The following is a 23,908-nucleotide window of genomic DNA, read 5'->3' as shown; positions in this document are numbered from 1 at the left end:
GTCCCGGTCAGTGGCGCACGGCGCTGTCTTGCTGCTCGCCGTCGGCGTTCAGCTGGCGTACGGCGATGTAGCGCTCGCTACGGCGGGTACGGTCCATGACCTGGCCGACCAATTGCCCGCAGGCGGCGTCGATGTCTTCACCACGGGTGGTACGGGTGGTGACGTTGAAGCCGCCGTGGTGCAGCAGGTCCTGGAAGCGACGAATGGCATTGTTGCTTGGCCGCTCGTAGCCGGAGTGCGGGAACGGGTTGAACGGGATCAGGTTGATCTTGCACGGCACGTCGCGCAGCAGCTCGATCATCTGGGCCGCATGCTCGGGTTGGTCGTTGACGTCCTTGAGCAGGGTGTACTCGACGGTCAGCACACGCTTGCCGCCCAGGGTGGCCATGTAGCCCATGCACGACTCGAGCAGGACCTTGAGCGGGTACTTCTTGTTGATCGGCACCAGCTGGTTGCGCAGCTCGTCATTCGGCGCGTGCAGCGACAGGGCCAGCGACACGTCGATGTGCTTGGCCAGTTCGTCGATCATCGGCACCACGCCCGAGGTGGACAGGGTGACGCGGCGCTTGGAGATGCCATAGCCCAGATCGTCCATCATGATCTTCATGGCGGCGATGACATTGTCGAAATTCAGCAGCGGTTCGCCCATGCCCATCATCACCACGTTGGTGATGGCGCGGTCGATCTTGGCAGGGACGGTACCGAAGGATTTGTTCGCAAGCCACACCTGGCCGATCACTTCGGCGGCGGTGAGGTTGCTGTTGAAGCCTTGCTTGCCGGTGGAGCAGAAACTGCAGTCCAGGGCGCAGCCGGCCTGGGACGAGACGCAGAGGGTGCCGCGGTCGTCGGTGGGGATGTAGACGGTTTCGACGCAGCTGCCGGAGGCAACGCGGACCACCCACTTGCGGGTACCGTCGGCGGAAATGTCTTCACTGACCACTTCCGGTGCCCGAATCTCGGCAACGGCCTCGAGCTTTTCGCGCAAGACCTTGCCGACATTGGTCATGGCGGCGAAGTCATCGACGCCAAAATGGTGAATCCATTTCATCACCTGACCGGCACGGAAGCGCTTCTCCCCGATCGAGTCGAAGAACTGTTCCATTTCCGGCAGGGTCAGCCCCAACAGGTTGATTTTGCCAGTAGATGTCGTCATGGATTCACCCTCACTCGTCAGCTTTCGCTTAGCGAGTGGTTACCTCGGTAGCAGCGAAGAAGTAAGCGATTTCGCGAGCAGCAGCGGCTTCGGAGTCCGAACCGTGAACGGCGTTGGCGTCGATCGACTCGGCGAAGTCGGCGCGGATGGTGCCTGGGGCCGCTTCTTTAGGGTTGGTGGCGCCCATCAGCTCACGGTTCAGAGCGATGGCGTTCTCGCCTTCCAGAACCTGAACGACGACCGGACCGGAAGTCATGAAGGCAACCAGGTCACCGAAGAAGCCACGAGCGCTGTGCTCGGCGTAGAAGCCTTCGGCTTCGGCCTTGGACAGCTGCTTGATTTTCGAGGCGACGATTTTCAGGCCGGCTTCTTCGAAACGAGTGGTGATCTTGCCGATCACGTTCTTGGCAACGGCGTCAGGCTTGATGATGGAGAAAGTACGTTGAACAGCCATGGAAAACTCCAAAAAATGAGTGTTGCGAAAAATTAAACCCGCGAATTATACGCGGGTTCCAGGGGATTGCCTAACCTGCAGGACACGCTCAGTCGGCTTCTTCGATCCAGGCCGCCTGGATGGCCTCGAGCACCTTCTCACCGCCGCGTGACGGATCGTCGCTGAACTCTGGCAAGGCCAGCACCCAACGGTGCAGATCGACGAAATTCACGTAACGAGGATCGACTTCCGGCTTGCTTTCCGCAAGCTGGATGGCGATCTCAAGTACATCAATCCATTTCAGACTCATGCTGAACCCTCAGTGCGGCGCTTCTGCGGCATGGTTGAGCGAATATTTCGGAATCTCGATGGTGAGGTCTTCCTCGCCAACGATCACCTGGCAGGCCAGGCGCGACTGTGCTTCCAGGCCCCAGGCCTTGTCCAGCATGTCTTCTTCCAGTTCGTCGGCCTCTTCCAGCGAGTCGAAGCCCTCGCGCACGATGCAGTGGCAGGTGGTGCAGGCGCACACGCCACCACAGGCGCTTTCCATCTCGATGTGGTGCTCGTGGGCCAGTTCCAGGATGTTGGTCCCGGGCTCCACCTCCACCACCAGCCCATCCGGGCAGAATTTCTCATGCGGCAGGAAAATCACCTGGGGCATCGGTTACTCCTCGATCTCATTCAGGTTGCGCCCGGCCAGTGCGGCTTTGACCGTCGAATCAAGGCGGCGGGCGGCAAAAGCATCGGTCACCTGCGACAGACGCTTGGTCTGCTGCTCGATGGCCGCGCCATCGGTGCCGCTGAGCAAATCACGCAATTCTTGCATCTGGAAGGCGATGGCCTCGCGCTCCTCGGGGCTGAGCAGGCGCTCGCCATCGGCGTCCAGCGCGCCTTGCACCGCTTCGAGCAGGCGCTCGGCGTCGACTTGGTGCTCGCGCAGCTGGCGCGCCTGCTTGTCGGACCCGGCATGTTCGAAGGAATCCTTGAGCATGCGCGCGATCTCGCCGTCGGTCAGGCCGTAGGACGGCTTGACCTGGATGCTCGACTCCACGCCCGAACCCAGCTCGCGGGCCGAGACGCTGAGCAGGCCATCGGCATCGACCTGGAAGGTCACGCGAATCTTCGCCGCACCCGCGACCATCGCCGGGATGCCGCGCAGTTCGAAACGCGCCAGCGAGCGGCAGTCGCTGATCAGCTCGCGCTCGCCCTGCAGGACGTGGATCATCATCGCCGACTGGCCGTCTTTATAGGTGGTGAACTCCTGGGCGCGGGCCACGGGGATCGTGGTGTTGCGCGGGATCACCTTTTCCATCAGCCCGCCCATGGTCTCGAGGCCCAGGGACAGCGGGATGACGTCCAGCAACAGCAATTCGCCACCCTCGCGGCGATTACCGGCCAGGGTGTCGGCCTGGATCGCGGCCCCAATGGCCACGACCTGGTCCGGGTCGATCGAGGTCAACGGGGTACGGCCGAACAGCGCGCCGACCGCCTCGCGCACACGCGGCACGCGGGTCGAGCCACCCACCATGACCACCGCGCCGACCTCCTCCAACTCCACGCCGCTGTCGCGCACAGCGCGGCGGCAGGCCTTGAGGCTGCGGGCGACCAGCGGCTCGATCAGGGCTTCGAAGGCGGCGCGGCTCAGCTCGCCTTGCCAGGCGCCGTGGCTGACGCTGACCGCGTCGGCGTCGGTGAGGGCTTCCTTGGCCGCGCAAGCGGTTTGCAGCAACTGGCGCTGGGCGGACGGGTCGAGGTCGGACGACAAGCCGGCCTGCTCGATGATCCAACCGGCGATGGCGTGGTCGAAGTCGTCGCCACCCAGGGCGCTGTCGCCGCCAGTGGCCAGCACTTCGAAGACGCCGGCGGTCAGGCGCAGGATGGAAATATCGAAGGTGCCGCCACCCAGGTCATAGATGGCCACCACGCCTTCGGCGTTCTGGTCCAGGCCATAGGCCACGGCGGCGGCGGTCGGCTCGTTGAGCAGGCGCAGCACGTTCAGGCCGGCCAGGCGCGCGGCGTCCTTGGTGGCCTGGCGCTGGGCGTCGTCGAAGTACGCCGGCACGGTGATCACCGCGCCCACCAGCTCACCACCGAGGGTTTGCTCGGCACGCAGACGCAGGACCTTGAGGATATCGGCAGACACTTCCACCGGGCTTTTCGGCCCCTGGACGGTGTCGATGAACGGCATGTGCGACTCGCCACCGACGAAGCGGTAGGGCAACTGTTCGCCCAGTTGCTTGACGTCCGCCAGGCCGCGCCCCATCAGGCGCTTGACCGACAGGATGGTGTTCAGCGGGTCGCTGGAGGCGGCGCCACGCGCGGCCTGGCCCACGTCGATGCGGCCATCGAGGTAGCGCACCGCGGACGGCAGGATGACCTCGCCCTGCGCGTCGGGCAGCGGCTCGCTGCGACCGCTGCGCACGGCGGCGACCAGGGAGTTGGTGGTGCCCAGGTCGATGCCCACCGCCAGGCGGCGCTGGTGCGGCTGGGGGCTCTGACCGGGTTCGGCGATCTGCAGTAGGGCCATGCTTATCTGAATACCTTAGGCGTCATCACGGGCAACGCCGGGGTTAATCGTCGAGGCGCTCTTCCAACTGGCGCACTTCTTGGGCGAGCTTGTCGAGGAACTGCATGCGGCGCATCAGGCGTTCAGCCTTGTCGCGCTCGGCAGCTTGATCCCAGCAGGCGGCGAAATCTTCGTTGAGCGTGTCCTGGGCGACCTTCAGGCGCTTCTTGAACACGGCAACGCCGTCCAGGTCGGCTTCGTCCTGCAGCTCTTCGAGTTCTTCGCGCCACTGCATCTGCTGCAGCAGGAAGTCCGGGTCGTGCACGGTGACTTCCTGGGGCACCTCGTGGCCACTGATGGCCAGCAGGTAACGGGCGCGACGCGGCGCGCTACGCAGGGTCTGGTAGGCGTCGTTGAGGGCGGCGGACTTTTCCAGGGCTACCCGCTGCTCGCGCTCGGAAGCGTCGGCGAAGCGGTCCGGGTGGACCTCGCGGGCCAGCGCGCGGTAGCGGCTGGCCAGCTTGTCGAGGTCCAGACGGAAGCCTGGCTGGAGGTCAAACAGGGCGAAATGACAAGGAGTACCCACATCAAGCCTCAGACATTGAAGCTTTCGCCGCAGCCACACTCACCGCGCACGTTGGGGTTGTTGAACTTGAAGCCTTCGTTCAACCCTTCCTTGACGAAGTCCAGCTCGGTGCCGTCGAGGTAGACCAGGCTCTTGGGGTCGATGATGACCTTCACGCCGTGGTTCTCGAACACCTGGTCTTCGGCGGCCAGCTCGTCGACGAACTCCAGCACGTAGGCCAGGCCCGAGCAGCCGGTGGTGCGCACGCCCAGGCGGATGCCCTCACCCTTGCCGCGCCCGTCGAGGGAGCGGCGAATGTGGTTGGCGGCGGCTTCTGTCATGCTGATAGCCATCGGAACTCCTTACCTTAGCGACAGGTGTCTCAGATCAAGCCTTTCTTCTGCTTGTAGTCACGCACGGCTGCCTTGATGGCATCTTCGGCGAGCACGGAGCAGTGGATCTTGACCGGCGGCAATGCCAGTTCTTCGGCCAGCTGGGTGTTCTTGATGGTCTCGGCCTCGTCCAGGGTCTTGCCCTTCATCCACTCAGTGGCGAGGGAGCTGGAGGCGATGGCCGAACCGCAGCCGTAGGTCTTGAACTTGGCGTCTTCGATGATGCCCTGCTCGTTGACCTTGATCTGCAGACGCATCACGTCGCCGCAGGCCGGCGCGCCGACCATGCCGGTACCGACGTCCGGGTCCTCGGCGTCCATCTTGCCGACGTTACGTGGGTTTTCGTAGTGGTCGATGACCTTTTCACTGTATGCCATGGTGCAATTCCTTCCTCATCAGGGAGCCGCTCTTGCTGGCGACTGCTTAGTGGGCGGCCCACTCGATCTTGGAGATGTCGACGCCGTCTTTGTACATATCCCACAACGGCGACAGTTCACGCAGCTTGTTCACGGCTTCGACGACCTTGTTCGCGGCGTAGTCCACTTCTTCCTCGGTGGTGAAGCGGCCGAAGGTGAAGCGGATGGAGCTGTGCGCCAGCTCGTCGTTGCGGCCCAGGGCACGCAGCACGTAGGACGGTTCGAGCGAAGCGGAGGTGCAGGCCGAACCGGAGGACACGGCGATGTCTTTCAGGGACATCAGCAGCGACTCGCCTTCGACGTAGTTGAAGCTCAGGTTCAGGTTGTGCGGCACACGGGCAGTCTCGCTGCCGTTGACGTACAGCTCTTCCAGGCCCGAGACCTGCTTGAAGAAGCGGTCGCTCAGGGCCTTGATGCGGGTGTTCTCGCTGGCCATTTCCTGCTTGGCGATGGCAAAGGCTTCGCCCATGCCGACGATCTGGTGGGTGGCCAGGGTGCCGGAGCGCATGCCGCGCTCGTGACCGCCGCCGTGCATGGTGGCTTCCAGGCGCACGCGCGGCTTGCGGCTGACGTACAGCGCGCCAATGCCTTTCGGGCCATAGGTCTTGTGGGCGGAGAAGGACATCAGGTCGACCTTGAGCTTCTGCAGGTCGATCTCGACCTTGCCGGTCGACTGGGCGGCATCGACGTGGAACAGCACGCCGCGCGAGCGGGTCAGTTCACCGATGGCGGCGATGTCGTTGATGGTGCCGATTTCGTTGTTCACGTGCATCACCGACACCAGGATGGTGTCGTCACGCAGGGCCGCCTCGACCATGGACGGAGTGATCAGGCCATCTTCACCAGGCTCGATGTAGGTGACTTCGAAGCCTTCGCGCTCGAGCTGGCGGGTGGTGTCCAGCACCGCCTTGTGCTCGATCTTCGAGGTGATGATGTGCTTGCCCTTGGTGTGATAGAAGTGCGCGACACCCTTGATGGCCAGGTTGTCGGACTCGGTGGCGCCGCTGGTCCAGACGATCTCGCGCGGGTCGGCATTGACCAGGTCGGCGACCTGGCGGCGGGCGTTCTCGACCGCTTCTTCGGCACGCCAGCCGAAGACGTGGGAGCGCGACGCCGGGTTACCGAAGTTCCCGTCGACCAGCAGGCAGTCGGCCATCTTCTGGGCGACGCGAGGATCGACCGGAGTGGTCGCGGAGTAATCGAGGTAGATCGGCAACTTCATTGAGTATCTCCTATCAGGCGGTGGCGTCTTCGCTCGTCGCTTGGGTGGGTTCAGTCGACGGCGGACGTCTCAATCTTGTCCAGCTGGGCAACACGACCGGCGACACGCCGCAGGTCCTGGCGCTGGGCGACTTCCTGCACCTCACGGCGCATGACGAGGTCGGCCAGGCTGATGCCGCTGAGGAATTCATGGATCTGCTGGCTGAGATCGCACCACAGGTGGTGGGTCAGGCAGGTATCACCGGCGTGGCAGTCCCCGAGGCCCTGGCAACGGGTGGCATCGACCGATTCGTTGACCGCGTCGATGACCTGGGCCACCTGGATGGTTTCCATGCCCCGCGACAACTGGTAGCCGCCGCCCGGGCCGCGCACGCTGGAGACCAGGCTGCTGCGGCGCAACTTGGCGAACAGCTGCTCCAGATAAGAGAGGGAAATGCCCTGGCGCTCGGAAATGTCGGCCAAAGACACCGGCCCATGCTGCGCGTGCAACGCCAGGTCGAGCATGGCGGTCACGGCGTATCGGCCTTTGGTAGTCAGTCGCATGGCTAATGGGTACCACGGGAGTTACAGGATGTGTGCGAGTATGCGATTCCCGAGCATTTAAGTCAACTATAAGACCTAGTGCTTTAGTCGGGATTGCAGCGGGAAGGCGGCGCGATGATAGCAGACCAGGGGCGCGAGCACACGCCCCATGTGTCAGCTGGCGGAATCAATGCGGCTGAGTGTCGCCCTGGGCCAGCGGCGTGGTTTCGGCGAAATCGTCCTCCGGCAAGGCCGGCAGTTCCTTGGCGCAGTAGTCGCTGCCGAGCTTGGTCAGCGCGCCGCACATGCCTTCGAGGCGCTCGTCGACCGCCTGCAGGTGGTCGAGCATCTGGCCGATGGCGCGGGCCACCGGGTCGGGCATGTCGCCACTGACGCCGTAGGCGTCGAAGCCGATCTTCTCGGCCATGGCCTTGCGCTTGGCCTCGACGGCATCATCCGCCTCGGTCTTGACGATGATTCGCCCCGGGATGCCCACCGCGGTGGCGCCAGCCGGCACCGCCTTGGTGACCACCGCGTTGGAGCCGATCTTGGCCCCGGCGCCGACGGTGAACGGCCCCAGCACCTTGGCCCCGGCGCCGACCACCACGCCGTTCTCCAGGGTCGGGTGGCGCTTGCCCTTGTTCCAGCTGGTGCCGCCGAGGGTCACGCCCTGGTAGAGGGTGACGTCGTCGCCGATCTCGGCGGTCTCGCCGATGACGATGCCCATGCCGTGGTCGATGAAGAAGCGCCGGCCGATGGTGGCGCCGGGGTGGATCTCGATGCCAGTCAGCCAGCGGCCAAAGTTCGACACCAGGCGCGCCAGCCACTTGAAGTCACGCACCCACAGGGCATGCCCCAGGCGGTGCAGCCAGATGGCGTGCATGCCGGGGTAGCAGGTCAATACCTCGAAGGCGTTGCGCGCCGCCGGGTCACGGTGGAATACGCTCTGGATATCTTCACGCAGACGTTCGAACATCTGTCAGTCCTTCCGCTTATGCGGCTCGCCCCTTGCGACCTTCTGGGTCTCGGTGAGGATGCCGCGCAAAATGCTCATTTCCGAACGATTGACCGAGCTGCGCCCATACAGCCGGCGCAAGCGCGGCATCAGGTGCTTGGGCTTCTCGGGGTCGAGGAAGCCGATGTCCACCAGGGTTTTCTCCAGGTGGTCGTAGAACAGCTCCATTTCGTCCATGGTCGCCAGTTCGCCGGCACGCAGCGAGTTGGCTTCGAACTTCTCGACTTTCGACGGCGAGCCTGCGGCGGCCAGCCAGGCCATGCGCACCTCGTAGGCGAGCACCTGAACGGCGGCCGCGAGGTTCAGCGAGCTGAAGTCGGGGTTCGAGGGAATGTGCACGTGGAAGTGACATCGCTGCAGTTCTTCGTTGGTCAGGCCGGCGTGTTCGCGACCGAAGACCAGGGCGATTTCCTCGCCGGTGCTGGCCTGCTCGACCGTCTTGGCCCCGCATTCACGGGGGTCGAGCAGCGGCCACGGGATGCTGCGCTCACGGGCGCTGGTGCCAATGGCCAGGCTGCAGCCAACCAGCGCCTCTTCGAGGCTATCGACCACCTGGGCGTTTTCCAGCACGTCATCGGCGCCGGACGCGCGCGCGGTGGCGTCGACCGCGGGGAAATCCAGTGGTTGAACCAGCACCAGGCGCGACAAGCCCATGTTTTTCATGGCACGCGCAGCGCCGCCGATGTTGCCGGGGTGGCTGGTATTGACCAGAACAACACGAATATTCTGCAGCAAGGTGGTGCGCTCACAGATGCGGATAAAGGGGGCGATGATCTTACCTAAGCGACGGACGTTACGCCATGAAAGCGAATGTCGCCCTTCTGCCGGAACAGTTTTCTGATAGACTATGCGGCTTTCTTCTTTAACATCCCCAGGTGAAACGCCCATGCAGCCTATGCTGAATATCGCCCTGCGCGCCGCTCGCAGCGCCAGTGAACTGATTTTCCGCTCCATCGAACGCCTGGACAGCATCAAGGTCGACGAGAAAGAGGCCAAGGACTACGTCTCCGAGGTCGATCGCGCCGCCGAGCAGACCATCGTCAACGCCCTGCGCAAGGCCTACCCGAACCACTCCATCCAGGGTGAAGAGACCGGCCTGCACGCCGGTACCGGTGAAGAAGGCAAAGACTACCTGTGGATCATCGACCCACTGGATGGCACCACCAACTTCCTGCGTGGCGTTCCTCACTTCGCTGTCAGCATCGCCTGTAAATACCGTGGCCGCCTCGAGCACGCCGTGATCGTCGACCCGGTGCGCCAGGAAGAATTCACCGCCAGCCGTGGCCGTGGCGCGCAGCTCAACGGCCGCCGCCTGCGCGTCAGCTCGCGCAGCAGCCTGGAAGGCGCCCTGCTGGGCACCGGCTTCCCGTTCCGCGACAACCAGATGGCCGACCTGGACAACTACCTGGGCATGTTCCGCGCCTTGACCGGCCAGACCGCTGGCATCCGCCGCGCTGGTTCCGCCGCGCTGGACCTGGCCTACGTGGCCGCCGGCCGTTACGACGCCTTCTGGGAGTCGGGCCTGTCGGAGTGGGACATGGCCGCAGGCGTGCTGCTGATCCAGGAAGCCGGTGGCCTGGTCAGCGATTTCAACGGGGGCCACGAGTTCCTCGACAAGGGCCACATCGTGGCGGGCAACATCAAGTGCTTCAAGGCGGTGCTGACGGCGATCCAGCCGCACCTGCCGGAATACATGAAGCGCTGAGGGCAGATCGCCTGAACGAAAAAGCACCCCGCGGGGTGCTTTTTTTGTGCCTGCCGAAAACATCGCCCGCCCCCTGTAGGAGCGGGCGAGCCGTTTGCTTATTGGCCGGGCTGGTTCTGGCTGAGGATCAGCTTGCCGTTCTTGTCCAGCGGAATGCTCGAGCCCGGCTCATGGTCCATCTTCACCTTGCCCACCTGGTCACCGATGGAATAGGTCACGTTGTAGCCCACCACCTTCTCGCTCAGGTCGTTCACGGTATTACAACGGGTCTGGGTGGTGGTGTAGGTGTCACGCTCCTGCATGTACTCCTGGGCCTTGTTGCCCGCGTAACCGCCACCCACCGCACCGGCCACGGTGGCGATCTTCTTGCCCGTGCCGCCGCCGACCTGGTTGCCCAGCAGGCCACCCGCCAAGGCGCCGACCACGGTGCCGGCGATCTGGTGCTGGTCCTTGACCGGCGCCTGGCGCGTGACGGTCACGTCCTTGCAGACCTCGCGCGGCGTCTTCACTTGCTGTTTGATCGGCTGCACGTCGGTCACCTGGGCATATTCAGGCCCTTTGTTCACCAAGCTGTAGGTCGCCACAGCACCTCCGGCGGTTACACCGACAGCCCCCAGCACCGCACCCACCAGCATTGATTTGTTCACGTGAACCTCCTGATCGTACCTGCGGGGCATCGCCCGCCTTCTCCCAGCCTTGGAGCAAAAAAAAAGGCGCGAGTTCAACACTCGCGCCTCTCTTTACGCCAAATGGCGTAGGAAAAAACCTTACGGACGGTCGTCCACACCCTCGGCCTTGACCGGCGGAATCAGGTCTTCACTGCTCAGGTTCAGCCAGATCAGCACCACGTTGGCGATGTAGATCGACGAGTAGGTACCGGCCATGACACCGATGAACAGCGCCAGGGAGAAGCCGAACAGGTTATCGCCACCGAAGAACAGCAGCGCGGCGATCGCCAGCAGGGTCGACACCGAGGTGGCGATGGTGCGCAGCAGAGTCTGGGTGGTCGAGATGTTGATGTTGTCGATCAGCGAGGCCTTGCGCATCACCCGGAAGTTCTCACGCACCCGGTCGAACACGACGATGGTGTCGTTCAGCGAGTAGCCGATGATCGCCAGCACCGCCGCCAGCACCGTCAGGTCGAAGGTGATCTGGAAGAACGACAGGATACCCAGGGTCACCACCACGTCGTGGATCAGCGAGATGATCGCGCCGACCGCGAACTTCCACTGGAAGCGGAAGGCCAGGTAGATCAGGATGCCGCCGAGTGCCAGCAGCATGCCCAGGCCGCCCTGGTCGCGCAGTTCTTCACCCACCTGCGGGCCGACGAACTCGACACGCTTGATGGTCGCCGGGTTGTCGCCGCCGACCGTCTGCAGCGCTGCCGCCACCTTGTTGCCCAGCTGCGGGTCGTCGCCCGGCATGCGCACCAGCAGGTCGGTGGTCGCGCCGAAGCTCTGCACCACGGCCTCATGGAAGCCGGACTTGACCAGCTCGCTACGCACCGTCTGCAGGTCGGCCGGGCGCTCGTAGGTCAGCTCGATCAGCGTACCGCCGGTGAAGTCCAGGCCGAAGTTCAGGCCCTTCTGCCACCAGCTGAACAGCGCCAGCACGGTGAGGAGCACGGTAATGGCGAACGCGACATTGCGCACGCCCATGAAATTGATGGTTTTCATCGCAGCTCCCTCAAACCCACAGCTTCTTGATGTCACGCCCGCCGCAGGTCAGGTTGACCATTGCGCGGGTCACCATGACGGCGGTGAACATCGAGGTGAAAATCCCGAGGGACATGGTCACCGCGAAGCCCTTGACCGGGCCGGTACCCATGGCGAACAGGATGCCGCCGACCAGCAGGCTGGTCAGGTTGGCGTCGATGATCGCGGTGTAGGCGCGGTTGAAGCCTTCGTGGATGGCGCGCTGCACCGACATGCCGGCTTTGAGCTCCTCGCGGATACGCGAGAAGATCAGCACGTTGGCGTCGACCGCCATACCCATGGTCAGCACGATACCGGCGATACCCGGCAGGGTCAGGGTCGCGCCCAGCAGCGACATCAGCGCCAGCAGCAGGACCATGTTGCCCGCCAGGGCCACGGTGGCGATGACGCCGAAGCCACGGTAGATGGCGATGATGAACAGCGAGACGAACAGCATGCCCCACAGCGACGCATCGATACCCTTGGTGATGTTGTCGGCGCCCAGGCTCGGGCCGATGGTGCGTTCTTCGGCGAAGTACATCGGCGCGGCCAGACCACCGGCACGCAGCAGCAGGGCCAGCTCGGACGATTCGCCCTGGCCGTTCAGGCCGGTGATGCGGAACTGGCTGCCCAGCGGCGACTGGATGGTCGCCAGGCTGATGATCTTCTTCTCTTCCTGGAAGCTCTGTACCGCCACTTCCTTCTCGACGCCGTCGACGGTCTGCTTGACGTAGCGGGTGACCGGCTTCTGCTCGATGAAGATCACCGCCATGCTGCGGCCGACGTTGCTACGGGTGGCGCGGCTCATCAGCTCGCCGCCATGGCCGTCGAGACGGATGTTCACCTGCGGGCGACCGTGCTCGTCGAAGCTGGCCTGGGCATCGGTGACCTGGTCACCGGTGATGATCAGGCCACGCTCGACCGGCGCCGAACGGCCGCCTTCGCGGAACTCGAACACCTCGGTGGTGGCCTTGGACGCGCCCGGCTCGGCACCGAAGCGGAACTCCAGGTTGGCGGTCTTGCCGAGGATACGCTTGGCCTCGGCGGTGTCCTGCACGCCTGGCAGCTCGACCACGATGCGGTTGGCGCCCTGGCGCTGAACCAGCGGCTCGGCCACGCCCAGCTCGTTGACCCGGTTGCGCACGGTGGTGAGGTTCTGCTTGATCGAGTATTCGCGGATCTCGGCGACTTTCGCCGGGGTCAACGCCAGACGCAGCACGGCGAGCTCGTTGCGCTCGGTGGTGGTCAGTTCGAAGTCATTGAAATTCTTGCGGATCAGGCTGCGGGCCTGTTCGCGGGTAGCGTCGTCGGCAAAGCCGAGCAGAATCGCGCCGTCCTGTTGCGGCAGGGTACGGTAGCGCACGCGCTCTTTGCGCAGCAGGCTCTTCACTTCACCGTCGTAGACCTTCAGGCGGGCGCTCATGGCCTTTTCCATGTCCACTTCCAGCAGGAAGTGCACACCACCGGAGAGGTCCAGGCCCAGCTTCATCGGGCTGGCGCCGAGGTTGCGCAGCCACTGCGGGGTGGTCTGTGCCAGGTTCAGGGCCACGACGTAGTCATCGCCCAGGGTCTTGCGCACCACATCCTTGGCCGGAAGCTGGTCTTCCTGGCGGGTCAGGCGCAGCAGCGCGCTGCCCTTCTCGCCCAGGCTGCCGCCCTTGACGGTGATACCGGCATCGGCCAGCGCCTTGCTGGCGCGGTCCAGGTCGGCCTGGCTCACGTGCAGCGCCGAGCTGGCACCGCTGATCTGCACCGCCGGGTCATCCGGGTAGAGGTTGGGAGCGGAATAAATAAAGCCGACCGCCAGTACCACCACGATCAGCAGGTATTTCCACAGAGGGTATTTGTTCAGCATCACGCCGCCCGTTCAAGACGCGGGGCGCGTTGCGCGCCCCGACTGGAAAAGAAAACCGGTAACTCAGATAGCCTTGAGCGTACCTTTTGGCAGGGTCGCCGCGATGGCGCCCTTCTGGAACTTCAGCTCGACGGTGTCGGACACTTCCAGGACCACGAAATCATCGGAAACCTTGACGATCTTGCCGGCGATGCCGCCATTGGTGACAACTTCGTCACCTTTCTGCAAGTTGCTCAGCAGGTTCTTCTGCTCTTTCGCGCGCTTGGCCTGCGGGCGCCAGATCATCAGGTAGAAGATGACCAGGAAACCGACCAGGAAGATCCACTCGAAGCCAGTACCGGCGGGGCCGGCGGCTGGGGCTGCAGCGTCCGCGTAGGCGGCGGGAATCAGAAAGCTCATTGGGCACTCCAGTTGCGAATTTTAATAATAAGAGCGAACAGTCAGTCCAAGGGCGGCACGGCAAGCCCGCGCTTGGCGTAGAAGGCGTCGACGAAGGCGGCCAATTTACCCTGTTGAATAGCCTCGCGTAAACCGGCCATCAAGCGCTGGTAATGGCGCAAGTTGTGGATGGTATTCAGCATGCTGCTCAGCATTTCGCCGCACTTGTCCAAGTGGTGCAGGTAAGCGCGGGAGAAGTGGGTGCAGGTGTAGCAGTCACAGGTTGGGTCCAGCGGCGATTCATCGTGGCGATGGAACGCGTTGCGGATCTTGATCACCCCGGTATCGACGAACAGGTGCCCGTTGCGCGCGTTGCGCGTGGGCATCACGCAGTCGAACATGTCGACGCCGCGGCGCACACCCTCTACAAGATCCTCCGGCTTGCCTACCCCCATAAGGTAACGAGGTTTGTCAGCCGGCATCTGGCCCGGCAGGTAGTCCAGCACCTTGATCATCTCGTGCTTGGGCTCGCCCACCGACAGGCCGCCGATGGCCAGGCCGTCGAAGCCGATGTTCTCCAGCGCCTCCAACGAACGCATGCGCAGGTCCTGGTACATGCCGCCCTGGACGATGCCGAACAGCGCCGCGGTGTTGTCGGCGTGGGCGTTCTTCGAGCGCTGGGCCCAGCGCAGCGACAGCTCCATGGAGGTGCGCGCCACGTCGTGCTCGGCCGGGTACGGGGTGCACTCGTCGAAGATCATCACGATGTCCGAGCCGAGGTCGCGCTGCACCTGCATGGACTCTTCCGGGCCCATGAACACCTTGGAGCCGTCCACCGGCGAGGCGAAGGTCACGCCTTCTTCCTTGATCTTGCGCATCGCGCCCAGGCTGAACACCTGGAAGCCGCCGGAGTCGGTGAGAATCGGGCCTTTCCACTGCATGAAATCGTGCAGGCCGTTGTGCTTCTTGATCACCTCGGTGCCTGGGCGCAGCCACAGGTGGAAGGTGTTGCCGAGGATGATCTCGGCGCCAATGGCCTCGATGTCCCGCGGCAGCATGCCCTTGACCGTGCCATAGGTGCCCACCGGCATGAACGCCGGGGTTTCCACGGTGCCACGGGGGAAGGTCAGCCGACCGCGACGGGCCTTGCCGTCGGTGGCCAGCAGTTCGAAGGACATTCGACAGGTGCGACTCATGCTTGATCCTCGGGGCCGCGCGGCGCCGGATTGCGGGTGATGAACATGGCATCACCGTAACTGAAGAAGCGGTACTCCTGCTCGACCGCCGCCGCGTAGGCGGCCATGGTCTCGGGGTAGCCGGCGAAGGCCGAGACCAGCATCAGCAGCGTGGACTCCGGCAGGTGGAAGTTGGTGACCAGGGCATCGACCACATGGAACGGCCGGCCTGGGTACAGGAAGATGTCGGTGTCGCCGCTGAAGGCCTTGAGCTGGCTATCGCGCGCCGCGCTCTCCAGCGAGCGCACGCTGGTGGTGCCCACGGCGATCACCCGGCCGCCACGGGCGCGGCAGGCCTGCACGGCGTCGACCACGTCCTGGCTGACCTCCAGCCACTCTTTGTGCATGTGGTGGTCTTCGATCTTATCGACCCGCACCGGCTGGAAGGTGCCGGCGCCCACGTGCAGGGTGACGAAGGCGCGCTCGACGCCCTTGGCGGCGATCTTTTCCAGCAGCGCCTCATCGAAATGCAGCCCCGCCGTCGGCGCCGCGACCGCACCGGCGCGCTCGGCGTACACGGTCTGGTAGCGCTCGCGGTCGGCGCCCTCGTCGGGGCGGTCGATATAAGGAGGCAATGGCATGTGCCCGACCCGTTCCAGCAGCGGCAGCACGTCTTCGCTGAAGCGCAGCTCGAACAGGGTCTCGTGGCGCGCCACCATCTCGGCCTCGCCACCGCCGTCGATGAGGATCTGCGTACCGACCTTGGGGGCCTTGCTGGCGCGCACGTGGGCAAGCACACGGTGGCTGTCGAGCACGCGCTCGACCAGCACCTCGAGCTTGCCGCCGGAGGCTTTCTGGCCGAACAGCCGCGCGGGGATGACCCGGGTGTTGTTGAACACCATCAGGTCGCCGGGGCGCAGGTACTCGAGCAGGTCGGTGAAACGCCGGTGCGAAAGCTCCCCGCTGGGCCCGTCCAGGACCAGCAGACGGCTGCCATGGCGCTCGGCCAATGGGTGACGGGCGATGAGGGAGTCTGGGAGTTCGAAGGAAAAATCGGCGACGCGCATGATGGTGTTCGGTTCGACAGGGCCGCAAAGTTTAGCCCAATGCGTGAAAATTGACCATGAAAGCCGATTGACCGAGTGAGGGAGCCTCTCTATACTGCGGCGCCACAAGCCCTGATGGCGGAATTGGTAGACGCGGCGGATTCAAAATCCGTTTTCGAAAGGAGTGGGAGTTCGAGTCTCCCTCGGGGCACCAAGATCCAGAAAAAACCGACCTTATGGTCGGTTTTTTTTTGCCCGGATTTCTTGAAGCAAGCCTCGCCCCTTGTAGGAGCGGGCTTGCCCCGCGATTGCGGTGGTGCAGCAAGAGGCTTCATTTGAGGCATCGCTTAGTTGCTCCTACCACAGGTGTGGTGGATAGCCGATTTCCGTTTCTGGACTGCTTGGGGCAGATGCTCACTGCCGTATAGGCAGCTCACAAGTGAAATCGTCAAAAGGCACGCAATGCCATCCTGTTTATGCGGAGTTGCCGAGCTGCCTCTACGGCAGTGAACAGCGCCTTCAGCTTCTGCTTGTCGATGGTCATTTTCTGAGCTGCCTACATGGCAGTGAACACATAGGAATCTCCCGCGCCATCCATACGGTGTTTCTGAGTTGCCTATACGACAGTGAACGCGCTGCAGGGCACGCCCGCGCAGAAAGAATGTTTCTGAGCTGCCTATACGGCAGTTAACGCGGCGTCCTGCTCGATCTTGACCTTGCCGTCTTTCTGAGCTGCCTATACGGCAGTGAACTCAGCGGCGTTGAATTCCGCTACCCGTTCTCTTTTCTGAGCTGCCTATACGGCAGTGAACCCATCGCCTTGGTTCAGGAACGGAAAGTCACTTTTCTGAGCTGCCTATACGGCAGTTAACTTGGCGTTGTACTGGATGCCGATCATGTCCATTTTCTGAGCTGCCTATACGGCAGTGAACGTCGGCGATACGGCGTTGCCAGTATGCGTTATTTTCTGAGCTGCCTATACGGCAGTGAACGACCAGGCGTCAGTGGTGGCCACCGCGTCCCGTTTCTGAGCTGCCTATACGGCAGTGAACAGCGGCAACCTGAACTTCCCTGGCGTGAAGTGTTTCTGAGCTGCCTATACGGCAGTGAACGCCAAAGCGCGCGTCGTCCAGTCCGTCTTCGATTTTCTGAGCTGCCTATACGGCAGTGAACAAGTATGCCGCCCGTGACGCCGTGGAATCCATTTTCTGAGCTGCCTATACGGCAGTGAACGCGCCACTGGTGACCATCAATGGGGATGTGCATTTCTGAGCTGCCTATACGGCAGTGAACCTGCGGGCTGGCGTGGTGTTGAATCCGCCATTTTTCTGAGCTGCCGATACGGCAGTGAACCACGACGCTCACGCTGATGACGATTCGATCATTTTCTGAGCTGCCTATACGGCAGTGAACACCCAAATGTATGACGCATCACACGTGTAAGGTTTCTGAGCTGCCTATACGGCAGTGAACACCGGCCGGGTTATGAAGCTGGATGGCACCGTTTTCTGAGCTGCCTATACGGCAGTGAACTCCTCACCCGGAGACAGCTTCACATCGGTCATTTTCTGAGCTGCCTATACGACAGTGAACCTACATTCATTCGCACAAGGCTGATTCTTGATTTTCTGAGCTGCCTATACGGCAGTGAACGCAAATCCGTGAAGGCCTTGGAACGGCAGGGAATTTCTGAGCTGCCTATACGGCAGTGAACCGCATCCTCAACACCAGCTACTCCAAGAACCTTTTCTGAGCTGCCTATACGGCAGTGAACGGCGTCAAGAAAGAAGACATGGGCGCGATGCTTTTCTGAGCTGCCTATACGGCAGTGAACGCGGCGCCATCGGTGCGGCCATCGGCAGTATGTTTCTGAGCTGCCTATACGGCAGTGAACCCCGAAGCGCTCCCGCGTCGAAGACTACAACGTTTCTGAGCTGCCTATACGGCAGTGAACTCAACGACCTGCGCCCTTCCCCGCTCCCAAATTTTCTGAGCTGCCTATACGGCAGTGAACGATTCGAGTTTGAGCATCGTCCCGCGCATCGATTTCTGAGCTGCCTATACGGCAGTGAACTCCCTCCTTGGCTGGGCCGGCTGGCTGACGCTTTTCTGAGCTGCCTATACGGCAGTGAACCAGCCCATCCAGCGCGTCGATCTGGTCCTGCATTTCTGAGCTGCCTATACGGCAGTGAACCTACGCAAGTGCCTTGATGATGTGATGGACATTTTCTGAGCTGCCTATACGGCAGTGAACCAGCTGGTCCTCCAGCTCCTGGAAGCCGATCATTTCTGAGCTGCCTATACGGCAGTGAACTCGACGTCTCCCGCTTCCTCGTGGATGCCGACTTTCTGAGCTGCCTATACGGCAGTGAACACCGACTGCACTGCATCGCGGGATGACCAGTTTTTCTGAGCTGCCTATACGGCAGTGAACAAGGCCAACGGTGCTGACAGCAGCGAGTTGGTTTTCTGAGCTGCCTATACGGCAGTGAACGGTGATGAGGCCGACGCGCACGCCTTCTGGAATTTCTGAGCTGCCTATACGGCAGTGAACACCCTTGTCGCGGCGGTCAGCTTGATGACCCTTTTCTGAGCTGCCTATACGGCAGTGAACGGCCGCTGGCGACGTCGAGGCCAGCATCTACTTTTCTGAGCTGCCTATACGGCAGTGAACTACGGCGACTTCCTGTTCAGCGACCAGACCCATTTCTGAGCTGCCTATACGGCAGTGAACCTTTCCAGCCCGCACTCAGCCTCAAGGATGCGTTTCTGAGCTGCCTATACGGCAGTGAACGATCGATCAGGAACCCGGCAGTGCGTGTACTTTTTCTGAGCTGCCTATACGGCAGTGAACAGCGAAACCTCAAGCAGACGTTCCTGGGTGAGGATTTCTGAGCTGCCTATACGGCAGTGAACTTAGACGCCCAGCAGTTCCAGAACATCCCCGCTTTCTGAGCTGCCTATACGGCAGTGAACTTCTCGTCGAAGCGCAGGTGTGGCGCGGCACCTTTCTGAGCTGCCTATACGGCAGTGAACGAGCACCGGCTGCCATTGACCGCCCAGCTCAATTTCTGAGCTGCCTATACGGCAGTGAACATGATGAAGTCCTCGATCAACCTGGCTCTGCTTTTCTGAGCTGCCTATACGGCAGTGAACTAGAGCCCAGCAACGTTAACTCATTGCCCTGTGAAGAAAAACACCTGAAAAATCGCCTGCAACCCTTTTTTCTAGCACTCACGTAACCTATTGATTTTCCTAACACCCCCAACAAGCCCTGAAAAAAGGGTCCAAAACCCTCCCCCGTTAGCGCTTCCCTCTTGAATCCCGCAGCAACATAAATCCGTCCCACTCTCCCACCCGATCCGCTATAAAAATCAACCACCCCGAACAAGCGAGTTTAAGGCCACCATGGAAGGCATCCCCTCGTCAGATCTCAAAAGCATCCTCCACTCCAAGCGGGCGAACATCTACTACCTCCAGCACTGCCGAGTCCTGGTCAAAGGTGGTCGCGTCGAGTACGTCACCGACGCTGGCAAGCAATCCCTTTACTGGAACATCCCCATCGCCAACACCACCACAGTACTGCTGGGCACGGGCACTTCGGTCACCCAGGCCGCGATGCGCGAATTGGCCCGCGCCGGGGTGCTCGTGGGTTTCTGCGGTAGCGGCGCCACCCCGTTGTTCAGCGCTAACGAAGTGGACATCGACATAGCCTGGTTCTCACCTCAAAGCGAATATCGCCCCACTGAATACCTGCAACGCTGGGTCTCGTTCTGGTTCGACGGTGAAAAACGCCTGGAAGCCGCCAAGACATTCCAGCGGTTGCGCCTGGACTACCTGCGACAGCAATGGCTGGCGAACCGATCCTTCGACCAAGCAGGCTTCAAGATCGACCCGAGTACCCTCAATGATCTCGTCGGCCAATCGCTTTCACGCATCGAACAAGCCGACGATCACGATGCCCTACTCACCGAAGAAGCCCGGCTGACCAAGCGCCTGTTCAAACTCGCCGCCACCGCGACGAAATACGGTGATTTCACCCGCGCCAAACGCGGCAGCGGCACCGACCCTGCCAACCGCTTCCTCGACCACGGCAACTACCTCGCCTACGGTCTGGGCGCCACGGCCACCTGGGTATTGGGCCTGCCCCACGGTCTTGCCGTACTGCATGGAAAAACACGCCGTGGCGGACTGGTGTTCGACGTCGCAGACCTGGTGAAAGATGGCCTGATCCTACCCCAGGCCTTTCTCTCGGCGATGCGTGGCGATGATGAACAAGCCTTCCGCCAAGCCTGCATCGAACGCCTGACGCGCAGCGAAGCCCTGGACTTCATGATCGACAGCCTGAAAACCATTGCACAACAACTGGGTGCGCCGGTCGCATGAACATTCTTCTGATTTCACAGTGTGACAAACGCGCCCTAACAGAAACGCGCCGCATCCTCGACCAGTTCGCCGAGCGCCGTGGGGACCGTACCTGGCAGACCGCGATCACCCAGGCAGGCCTCGAGACCTTGCGCCGCTTATTGAGAAAGACAGCCCGGCGCAATACTTCTGTCGCCTGCCATTGGGTTCGCGGGCTAGATCACACCGAACTGCTTTGGGTCGTCGGCGATGCCAGCCGCTTTAACACCCAAGGCAGCGTTCCGACCCACAGCACCCGTCGCAACATCCTGCGTCAGCAAGACGAGAACGACTGGCACACCGCCGAAGACATTCAGCTACTGGCGCGCATGGCCGCGCTGCTGCACGACCTGGGCAAGGCCTGTGCATCGTTTCAGTCACGCCTGAAGGCCCCCGCACAAACCAGAAACCTCTATCGCCATGAGTGGATATCCCTGCGCCTGCTCCAGGCGTTCGTCGGTGATGACGATGATGCAACCTGGCTGAAACGCCTGGCAGCACCCAGCCCTCAGGACGACGCCAGTTGGCTGGCACCGGGCCGCTTGATGCGTGATGGGCTTGATGTACAAACCACGCCCCCCTTTCGTCAACTGCCCCCCTTGGCAGCCGCCATTGGCTGGCTGGTCCTCAGCCACCACCGCCTGCCTGTCGTGCCCAACCTGGAGGATGTGCAGATACGTGGCAGCAAGCGTTTCGGCAGCCCCACCCGCGATCTGAGCCGGCGCAAACTGGGCCATTTGCTGGAACACATCAGCCACCTCTGGAATGAAGCCCCACCCCCCGAGAGCACGGAGGCCCCGAACAGCTACTGGAAATTCGACCACGGCCTGCCAGTCACCGAGCCAAAGTGGCGAGCCAAGGCTGCAAAGGTAGCGGTAAACCTGCTGGCACTGCTCAACAAGCCCGGCAAAGGCGACTGGCTGAACAACCCCTATGTGATGCACCTGGCTCGCTTGAGCCTGATGCTAGGCGATCACCACTACTCCAGTCTCGGCGCCAATGACTCACGGCGGGTAAAGGGAGACGGTAAAACGCCCCTTCATGCCAATACCGATGCCAACGGCCACCCCAAGCAAGCACTGGATGAACATCTGCTGGGTGTCGATCGCATGGCCGCCAGCATCGTGCACGCCTTGCCACACTTCGAACGCCACTTACCGCGCCTGGCCCAGCACAAAGGCCTGCGCAAACGCAGTGCCGAACCCCGTTTCAGTTGGCAGGACAAAGCCGCCGACGTCGCCGCCAGCCTGCGCGATACCAGCGCCCAGCAAGGGGCCTTCATCATCAACATGGCGTCCACTGGCTGCGGTAAGACACTGGCCAACGCCCGTATCATGAATGCGCTCGCCGACCCGCAGCAGGGTTTGCGTTGTGCATTCGCCCTGGGGCTGCGCACGCTGACCCGACAAACAGGCGAGAGCTATCGACGCGACCTGCACCTGGGCGATCACGAACTGGCCATTCGCGTGGGGGGTTCTGAAGGCGGGCTATTGCAGGAATACTTCGAGGCACGCCACGAAGCTCACGGGTCGGCCTCAATCCAGAGCCTGATCGAAGAAGACAGCCATGTCTTCTACGAAGGCCAGACTGAAGGGCATGGTTTGCTGGGCAAGGCCATGGAGGATGAACACATCCGGGCCATGCTTTACGCACCATTGCTGGTCTGCACCATCGACCACCTGATGCCGGCAACGGAGGCACAGCGTGCGGGGCGGCAAATCGCACCGATGCTGCGGTTGATGAGTGGCGACCTCGTTCTGGATGAAGTGGACGACTTCGACCACGCCGATCAGCCAGCAGTCACTCGCCTGGTGTATTGGGCCGGTATGCTCGGCGCCCGTGTATTGCTCTCGACAGCAACCATGCCTCCTGGACTCGCATCAGGCCTGTTCCAGGCCTACCGTGCCGGTCGTCAGCAGTATCGACGCAACCGTGGTGAGCCTACTCAGGAGGCGAGCCCAGAAATAGATATCCCTTGTCTGTGGGTTGATGAGTTCGCGTGCTTGCCCAGTCACTGCAAGGATGAACAAGCATTTGGTGATGCGCATTCCCGTTTTATCGCTCAGCGGGCCAATGCCCTGATCACCAACGGTGCACAGCCACTGCATCGGCTGGAGTTCCTGCCTTGGAACATGGCCCGCCCCAGCACGAAGGCGCAAGTGCGTACGCATTTCGCCAGCCAAGTTCATTTAGCGATGCAGTCCGCGCATGAACGCCATGCTCAAGCTTGCCCACACAGTGGAAAACGGGTCAGCTTCGGCTTGATAAGAATGGCCAATATCCAGCCCCTGTTCGACGTCGCCTTGGCACTGTTCAAGCAAGGTGCCGCGCTTGGGCAACATATTCATCTATGCGTGTATCACTCGGGCTTTCCACTGATATTGCGCTCGACCATCGAAGCCCACCTCGATCACTGCCTGAACCGTAAGCAAGCCGGAGCGGTGTATGACTTACCCGAAGTCCGACAAGCGCTGGATACCTACCCTGAGCGTGACCATTTGTTCGTTGTACTGGGCTCACCTGTCACCGAAGTAGGGCGCGATCATGATTACGATTGGGCAATCATCGAGCCCTCATCGATGCGCTCACTGATTCAAGTGGCCGGACGTGTGCAACGACACCGGCGAATCCCCTGTGAGTCACCCAATCTCCTGGTTTTCGATACCAATATTCGGCACTTCGAGAATCAGGTGAACAAAGCCGACAATTTGAAACCTGCCTACATACGCCCCGGCTTCGAGGCTGACCGAGGCGAACCTGCCCATAGATTTCGCTTGAGCAGCCATCGCCTTGATCAGTTGTTGCACCTGAGCGACTACCTGCCGTTCAGCGCCGCGGCCCGAATTCAGCCCAGGCCTGCTGAGGAACGTAAGCCGAAGAACAACCTTGTTGATCTGGAGCACGCTCGAATCGAGGAACAAATGCTGCCAGGCGGTGAGGACCAAGACCTGAATGCGGCCTGTAGCTGGCAGTTCCTCCAGGCATCGCTCACATGGGCTCTGCCACAGCATCAGCCGTTTCGCGCACAAAAACTGGATGAGGTGGAACTACTGTTCTTGCCCGATGAGGGCGAGGAACAGTTGCAGCTTCATTGCTTGCACCAACCAGATCGTCGTAAGCCGCCTGAATACCTTAAATGCGAGGAGCGGTTGGAGTGGATTGATTTGGAGAGCCAGCTGGGTAGCCGTATTCGACCCTGGGTCACACTGAACACGATGCAGGCCCTAGAGGAACTGTCGAGGGAGCTTGCATTACCGCTGGAAAATGTGGCGAAACGATTCGCAGGGTTGACGGCACCCGACTCAAAAACCGGCTGGCGCTACCACCCAACCCTCGGGATAACCCCCCAAAAAACTAAGGGCAGTTGAGACTGCCCCAAAAAGCATCTGCCTCTCCGGCAGTTAAATACGCCAATCCAACAAAAACAC

21 protein-coding genes, 1 tRNA gene and 1 CRISPR repeat array are annotated in these 23,908 nt (G+C 61.9%); of the genes, 4 read left to right on the top strand and 18 right to left on the bottom strand.

Annotated features, from left to right (window positions below):
• Nucleotides 1-7: 7 nt before the first annotated feature.
• The 12 genes from rlmN to trmJ form a co-directional block, all read right to left on the bottom strand.
• The gene (gene rlmN, locus P0Y43_RS05960; RefSeq protein WP_275636371.1) at nt 8-1,153 is read right to left on the bottom strand and encodes a 23S rRNA (adenine(2503)-C(2))-methyltransferase RlmN; all 1,146 of its coding nucleotides are present in this window, start codon (nt 1,151-1,153) and stop codon (nt 8-10) included.
• Between the two features lie 28 nt (nt 1,154-1,181).
• Nucleotides 1,182-1,607, bottom strand: coding sequence for a nucleoside-diphosphate kinase (gene ndk, locus P0Y43_RS05955; protein ID WP_011532343.1), 426 nt, complete (start codon nt 1,605-1,607; stop codon nt 1,182-1,184).
• Between the two features lie 88 nt (nt 1,608-1,695).
• Complete coding sequence (iscX, locus tag P0Y43_RS05950) at nt 1,696-1,896, bottom strand: Fe-S cluster assembly protein IscX (protein ID WP_003257859.1); 201 nt, start codon at nt 1,894-1,896, stop codon at nt 1,696-1,698.
• Between the two features lie 9 nt (nt 1,897-1,905).
• On the bottom strand, nt 1,906-2,247 hold the full coding sequence (gene fdx / locus P0Y43_RS05945) for an ISC system 2Fe-2S type ferredoxin (RefSeq protein ID WP_043208095.1): 342 nt from the start codon (nt 2,245-2,247) through the stop codon (nt 1,906-1,908).
• Nucleotides 2,248-2,250: 3 nt separating this feature from the next.
• Nucleotides 2,251-4,113 (bottom strand): Fe-S protein assembly chaperone HscA, encoded by a 1,863-nt coding sequence (gene hscA, locus P0Y43_RS05940; protein ID WP_275636370.1) that lies wholly within the window; start codon nt 4,111-4,113, stop codon nt 2,251-2,253.
• 43 nt (nt 4,114-4,156) lie between these two features.
• Nucleotides 4,157-4,678, bottom strand: a complete 522-nt coding sequence (gene hscB / locus P0Y43_RS05935) for a co-chaperone HscB (protein ID WP_275636369.1) — start codon at nt 4,676-4,678, stop codon at nt 4,157-4,159.
• Between the two features lie 8 nt (nt 4,679-4,686).
• Nucleotides 4,687-5,010, bottom strand: a complete 324-nt coding sequence (gene iscA / locus P0Y43_RS05930; RefSeq protein WP_023630636.1) for an iron-sulfur cluster assembly protein IscA — start codon at nt 5,008-5,010, stop codon at nt 4,687-4,689.
• A gap of 29 nt (nt 5,011-5,039) precedes the next feature.
• Nucleotides 5,040-5,426, bottom strand: coding sequence for a Fe-S cluster assembly scaffold IscU (iscU, locus tag P0Y43_RS05925; protein ID WP_003443374.1), 387 nt, complete (start codon nt 5,424-5,426; stop codon nt 5,040-5,042).
• Nucleotides 5,427-5,472: 46 nt separating this feature from the next.
• Entirely contained in the window at nt 5,473-6,687 is a 1,215-nt protein-coding gene (locus P0Y43_RS05920; RefSeq protein ID WP_275636368.1) for an IscS subfamily cysteine desulfurase, read from the bottom strand.
• Between the two features lie 50 nt (nt 6,688-6,737).
• A complete protein-coding gene (gene iscR, locus P0Y43_RS05915) occupies nt 6,738-7,229 on the bottom strand; it encodes a Fe-S cluster assembly transcriptional regulator IscR (protein WP_050704358.1) in 492 nt (163 codons plus the stop codon).
• 166 nt (nt 7,230-7,395) lie between these two features.
• The gene (cysE, locus tag P0Y43_RS05910; protein ID WP_275636367.1) at nt 7,396-8,184 is read right to left on the bottom strand and encodes a serine O-acetyltransferase; all 789 of its coding nucleotides are present in this window, start codon (nt 8,182-8,184) and stop codon (nt 7,396-7,398) included.
• Between the two features lie 3 nt (nt 8,185-8,187).
• Nucleotides 8,188-8,958 carry a tRNA (cytosine(32)/uridine(32)-2'-O)-methyltransferase TrmJ gene (gene trmJ / locus P0Y43_RS05905; protein WP_275636366.1) on the bottom strand — a complete coding sequence of 257 codons (771 nt, stop codon included), beginning with the start codon at nt 8,956-8,958 and terminating at the stop codon, nt 8,188-8,190.
• A 151-nt stretch (nt 8,959-9,109) separates the two neighbouring features.
• Here trmJ and suhB point away from each other — a divergent pair, with 151 nt between their 5' ends.
• The gene (gene suhB / locus P0Y43_RS05900; RefSeq protein WP_275636365.1) at nt 9,110-9,928 is read left to right on the top strand and encodes a type III secretion system regulator SuhB; all 819 of its coding nucleotides are present in this window, start codon (nt 9,110-9,112) and stop codon (nt 9,926-9,928) included.
• Between the two features lie 98 nt (nt 9,929-10,026).
• Here suhB and P0Y43_RS05895 read toward each other — a convergent pair whose 3' ends face one another.
• The 6 genes from P0Y43_RS05895 to queA form a co-directional block, all read right to left on the bottom strand.
• Nucleotides 10,027-10,575: a glycine zipper 2TM domain-containing protein gene (locus P0Y43_RS05895; protein WP_430540222.1), complete on the bottom strand. Its 549-nt coding sequence runs from the start codon at nt 10,573-10,575 to the stop codon at nt 10,027-10,029.
• A 120-nt stretch (nt 10,576-10,695) separates the two neighbouring features.
• Nucleotides 10,696-11,604, bottom strand: coding sequence for a protein translocase subunit SecF (secF, locus tag P0Y43_RS05890; protein ID WP_275636364.1), 909 nt, complete (start codon nt 11,602-11,604; stop codon nt 10,696-10,698).
• Nucleotides 11,605-11,614: 10 nt separating this feature from the next.
• Nucleotides 11,615-13,477, bottom strand: coding sequence for a protein translocase subunit SecD (secD, locus tag P0Y43_RS05885; RefSeq protein ID WP_275636363.1), 1,863 nt, complete (start codon nt 13,475-13,477; stop codon nt 11,615-11,617).
• A gap of 63 nt (nt 13,478-13,540) precedes the next feature.
• Complete coding sequence (gene yajC, locus P0Y43_RS05880) at nt 13,541-13,876, bottom strand: preprotein translocase subunit YajC (RefSeq protein WP_008092587.1); 336 nt, start codon at nt 13,874-13,876, stop codon at nt 13,541-13,543.
• Nucleotides 13,877-13,917: 41 nt separating this feature from the next.
• Nucleotides 13,918-15,033: a tRNA guanosine(34) transglycosylase Tgt gene (tgt, locus tag P0Y43_RS05875; RefSeq protein ID WP_275636705.1), complete on the bottom strand. Its 1,116-nt coding sequence runs from the start codon at nt 15,031-15,033 to the stop codon at nt 13,918-13,920.
• Nucleotides 15,034-15,047: 14 nt separating this feature from the next.
• A complete protein-coding gene (gene queA, locus P0Y43_RS05870) occupies nt 15,048-16,097 on the bottom strand; it encodes a tRNA preQ1(34) S-adenosylmethionine ribosyltransferase-isomerase QueA (RefSeq protein WP_275636362.1) in 1,050 nt (349 codons plus the stop codon).
• A 108-nt stretch (nt 16,098-16,205) separates the two neighbouring features.
• Between queA and P0Y43_RS05865 the strand changes: the two genes are divergently transcribed.
• The 3 genes from P0Y43_RS05865 (at nt 16,206) to cas3f (ending at nt 23,848) form a co-directional block, all read left to right on the top strand.
• A tRNA-Leu gene (locus tag P0Y43_RS05865) sits at nt 16,206-16,290 on the top strand.
• A 270-nt stretch (nt 16,291-16,560) separates the two neighbouring features.
• Nucleotides 16,561-19,232: direct repeats of the CRISPR family, unit length 28 nt; unit sequence TTTCTGAGCTGCCTATACGGCAGTGAAC.
• A 252-nt stretch (nt 19,233-19,484) separates the two neighbouring features.
• Nucleotides 19,485-20,462 (top strand): type I-F CRISPR-associated endonuclease Cas1f, encoded by a 978-nt coding sequence (gene cas1f, locus P0Y43_RS05860; protein WP_275636361.1) that lies wholly within the window; start codon nt 19,485-19,487, stop codon nt 20,460-20,462.
• Complete coding sequence (gene cas3f / locus P0Y43_RS05855) at nt 20,459-23,848, top strand: type I-F CRISPR-associated helicase Cas3f (RefSeq protein WP_275636360.1); 3,390 nt, start codon at nt 20,459-20,461, stop codon at nt 23,846-23,848. Before cas1f ends, cas3f begins: the two co-directional genes overlap by 4 nt.
• Nucleotides 23,849-23,908 lie beyond the last annotated feature (60 nt).

This window comes from Pseudomonas entomophila (assembly GCF_029193575.1).
GTDB lineage: Bacteria > Pseudomonadota > Gammaproteobacteria > Pseudomonadales > Pseudomonadaceae > Aquipseudomonas > Aquipseudomonas entomophila_G.
Note: the sequence above shows the minus strand (reverse complement) of the source record. Positions and strands in the feature narration are given on the sequence as shown.

Bases quoted from the DNA above. Each gene is read 5' to 3' on its own strand.
- secD (WP_275636363.1), bottom strand. From the start codon at position 13,477: ATGCTGAACAAATACCCTCTGTGGAAATACCTGCTGATCGTGGTGGTA.
- fdx (WP_043208095.1), bottom strand. From the start codon at position 2,247: ATGCCCCAGGTGATTTTCCTGCCGCATGAGAAATTCTGCCCGGATGGG.
- iscU (WP_003443374.1), bottom strand. From the start codon at position 5,426: ATGGCATACAGTGAAAAGGTCATCGACCACTACGAAAACCCACGTAAC.
- iscA (WP_023630636.1), bottom strand. From the start codon at position 5,010: ATGGCTATCAGCATGACAGAAGCCGCCGCCAACCACATTCGCCGCTCC.
- secF (WP_275636364.1), bottom strand. From the start codon at position 11,604: ATGAAAACCATCAATTTCATGGGCGTGCGCAATGTCGCGTTCGCCATT.
- cas1f (WP_275636361.1), top strand. From the start codon at position 19,485: ATGGAAGGCATCCCCTCGTCAGATCTCAAAAGCATCCTCCACTCCAAG.
- tgt (WP_275636705.1), bottom strand. From the start codon at position 15,033: ATGTCCTTCGAACTGCTGGCCACCGACGGCAAGGCCCGTCGCGGTCGG.
- P0Y43_RS05920 (WP_275636368.1), bottom strand. From the start codon at position 6,687: ATGAAGTTGCCGATCTACCTCGATTACTCCGCGACCACTCCGGTCGAT.
- suhB (WP_275636365.1), top strand. From the start codon at position 9,110: ATGCAGCCTATGCTGAATATCGCCCTGCGCGCCGCTCGCAGCGCCAGT.
- cas3f (WP_275636360.1), top strand. From the start codon at position 20,459: ATGAACATTCTTCTGATTTCACAGTGTGACAAACGCGCCCTAACAGAA.
- yajC (WP_008092587.1), bottom strand. From the start codon at position 13,876: ATGAGCTTTCTGATTCCCGCCGCCTACGCGGACGCTGCAGCCCCAGCC.
- rlmN (WP_275636371.1), bottom strand. From the start codon at position 1,153: ATGACGACATCTACTGGCAAAATCAACCTGTTGGGGCTGACCCTGCCG.
- cysE (WP_275636367.1), bottom strand. From the start codon at position 8,184: ATGTTCGAACGTCTGCGTGAAGATATCCAGAGCGTATTCCACCGTGAC.
- queA (WP_275636362.1), bottom strand. From the start codon at position 16,097: ATGCGCGTCGCCGATTTTTCCTTCGAACTCCCAGACTCCCTCATCGCC.
- iscR (WP_050704358.1), bottom strand. From the start codon at position 7,229: ATGCGACTGACTACCAAAGGCCGATACGCCGTGACCGCCATGCTCGAC.
- iscX (WP_003257859.1), bottom strand. From the start codon at position 1,896: ATGAGTCTGAAATGGATTGATGTACTTGAGATCGCCATCCAGCTTGCG.
- ndk (WP_011532343.1), bottom strand. From the start codon at position 1,607: ATGGCTGTTCAACGTACTTTCTCCATCATCAAGCCTGACGCCGTTGCC.
- hscA (WP_275636370.1), bottom strand. From the start codon at position 4,113: ATGGCCCTACTGCAGATCGCCGAACCCGGTCAGAGCCCCCAGCCGCAC.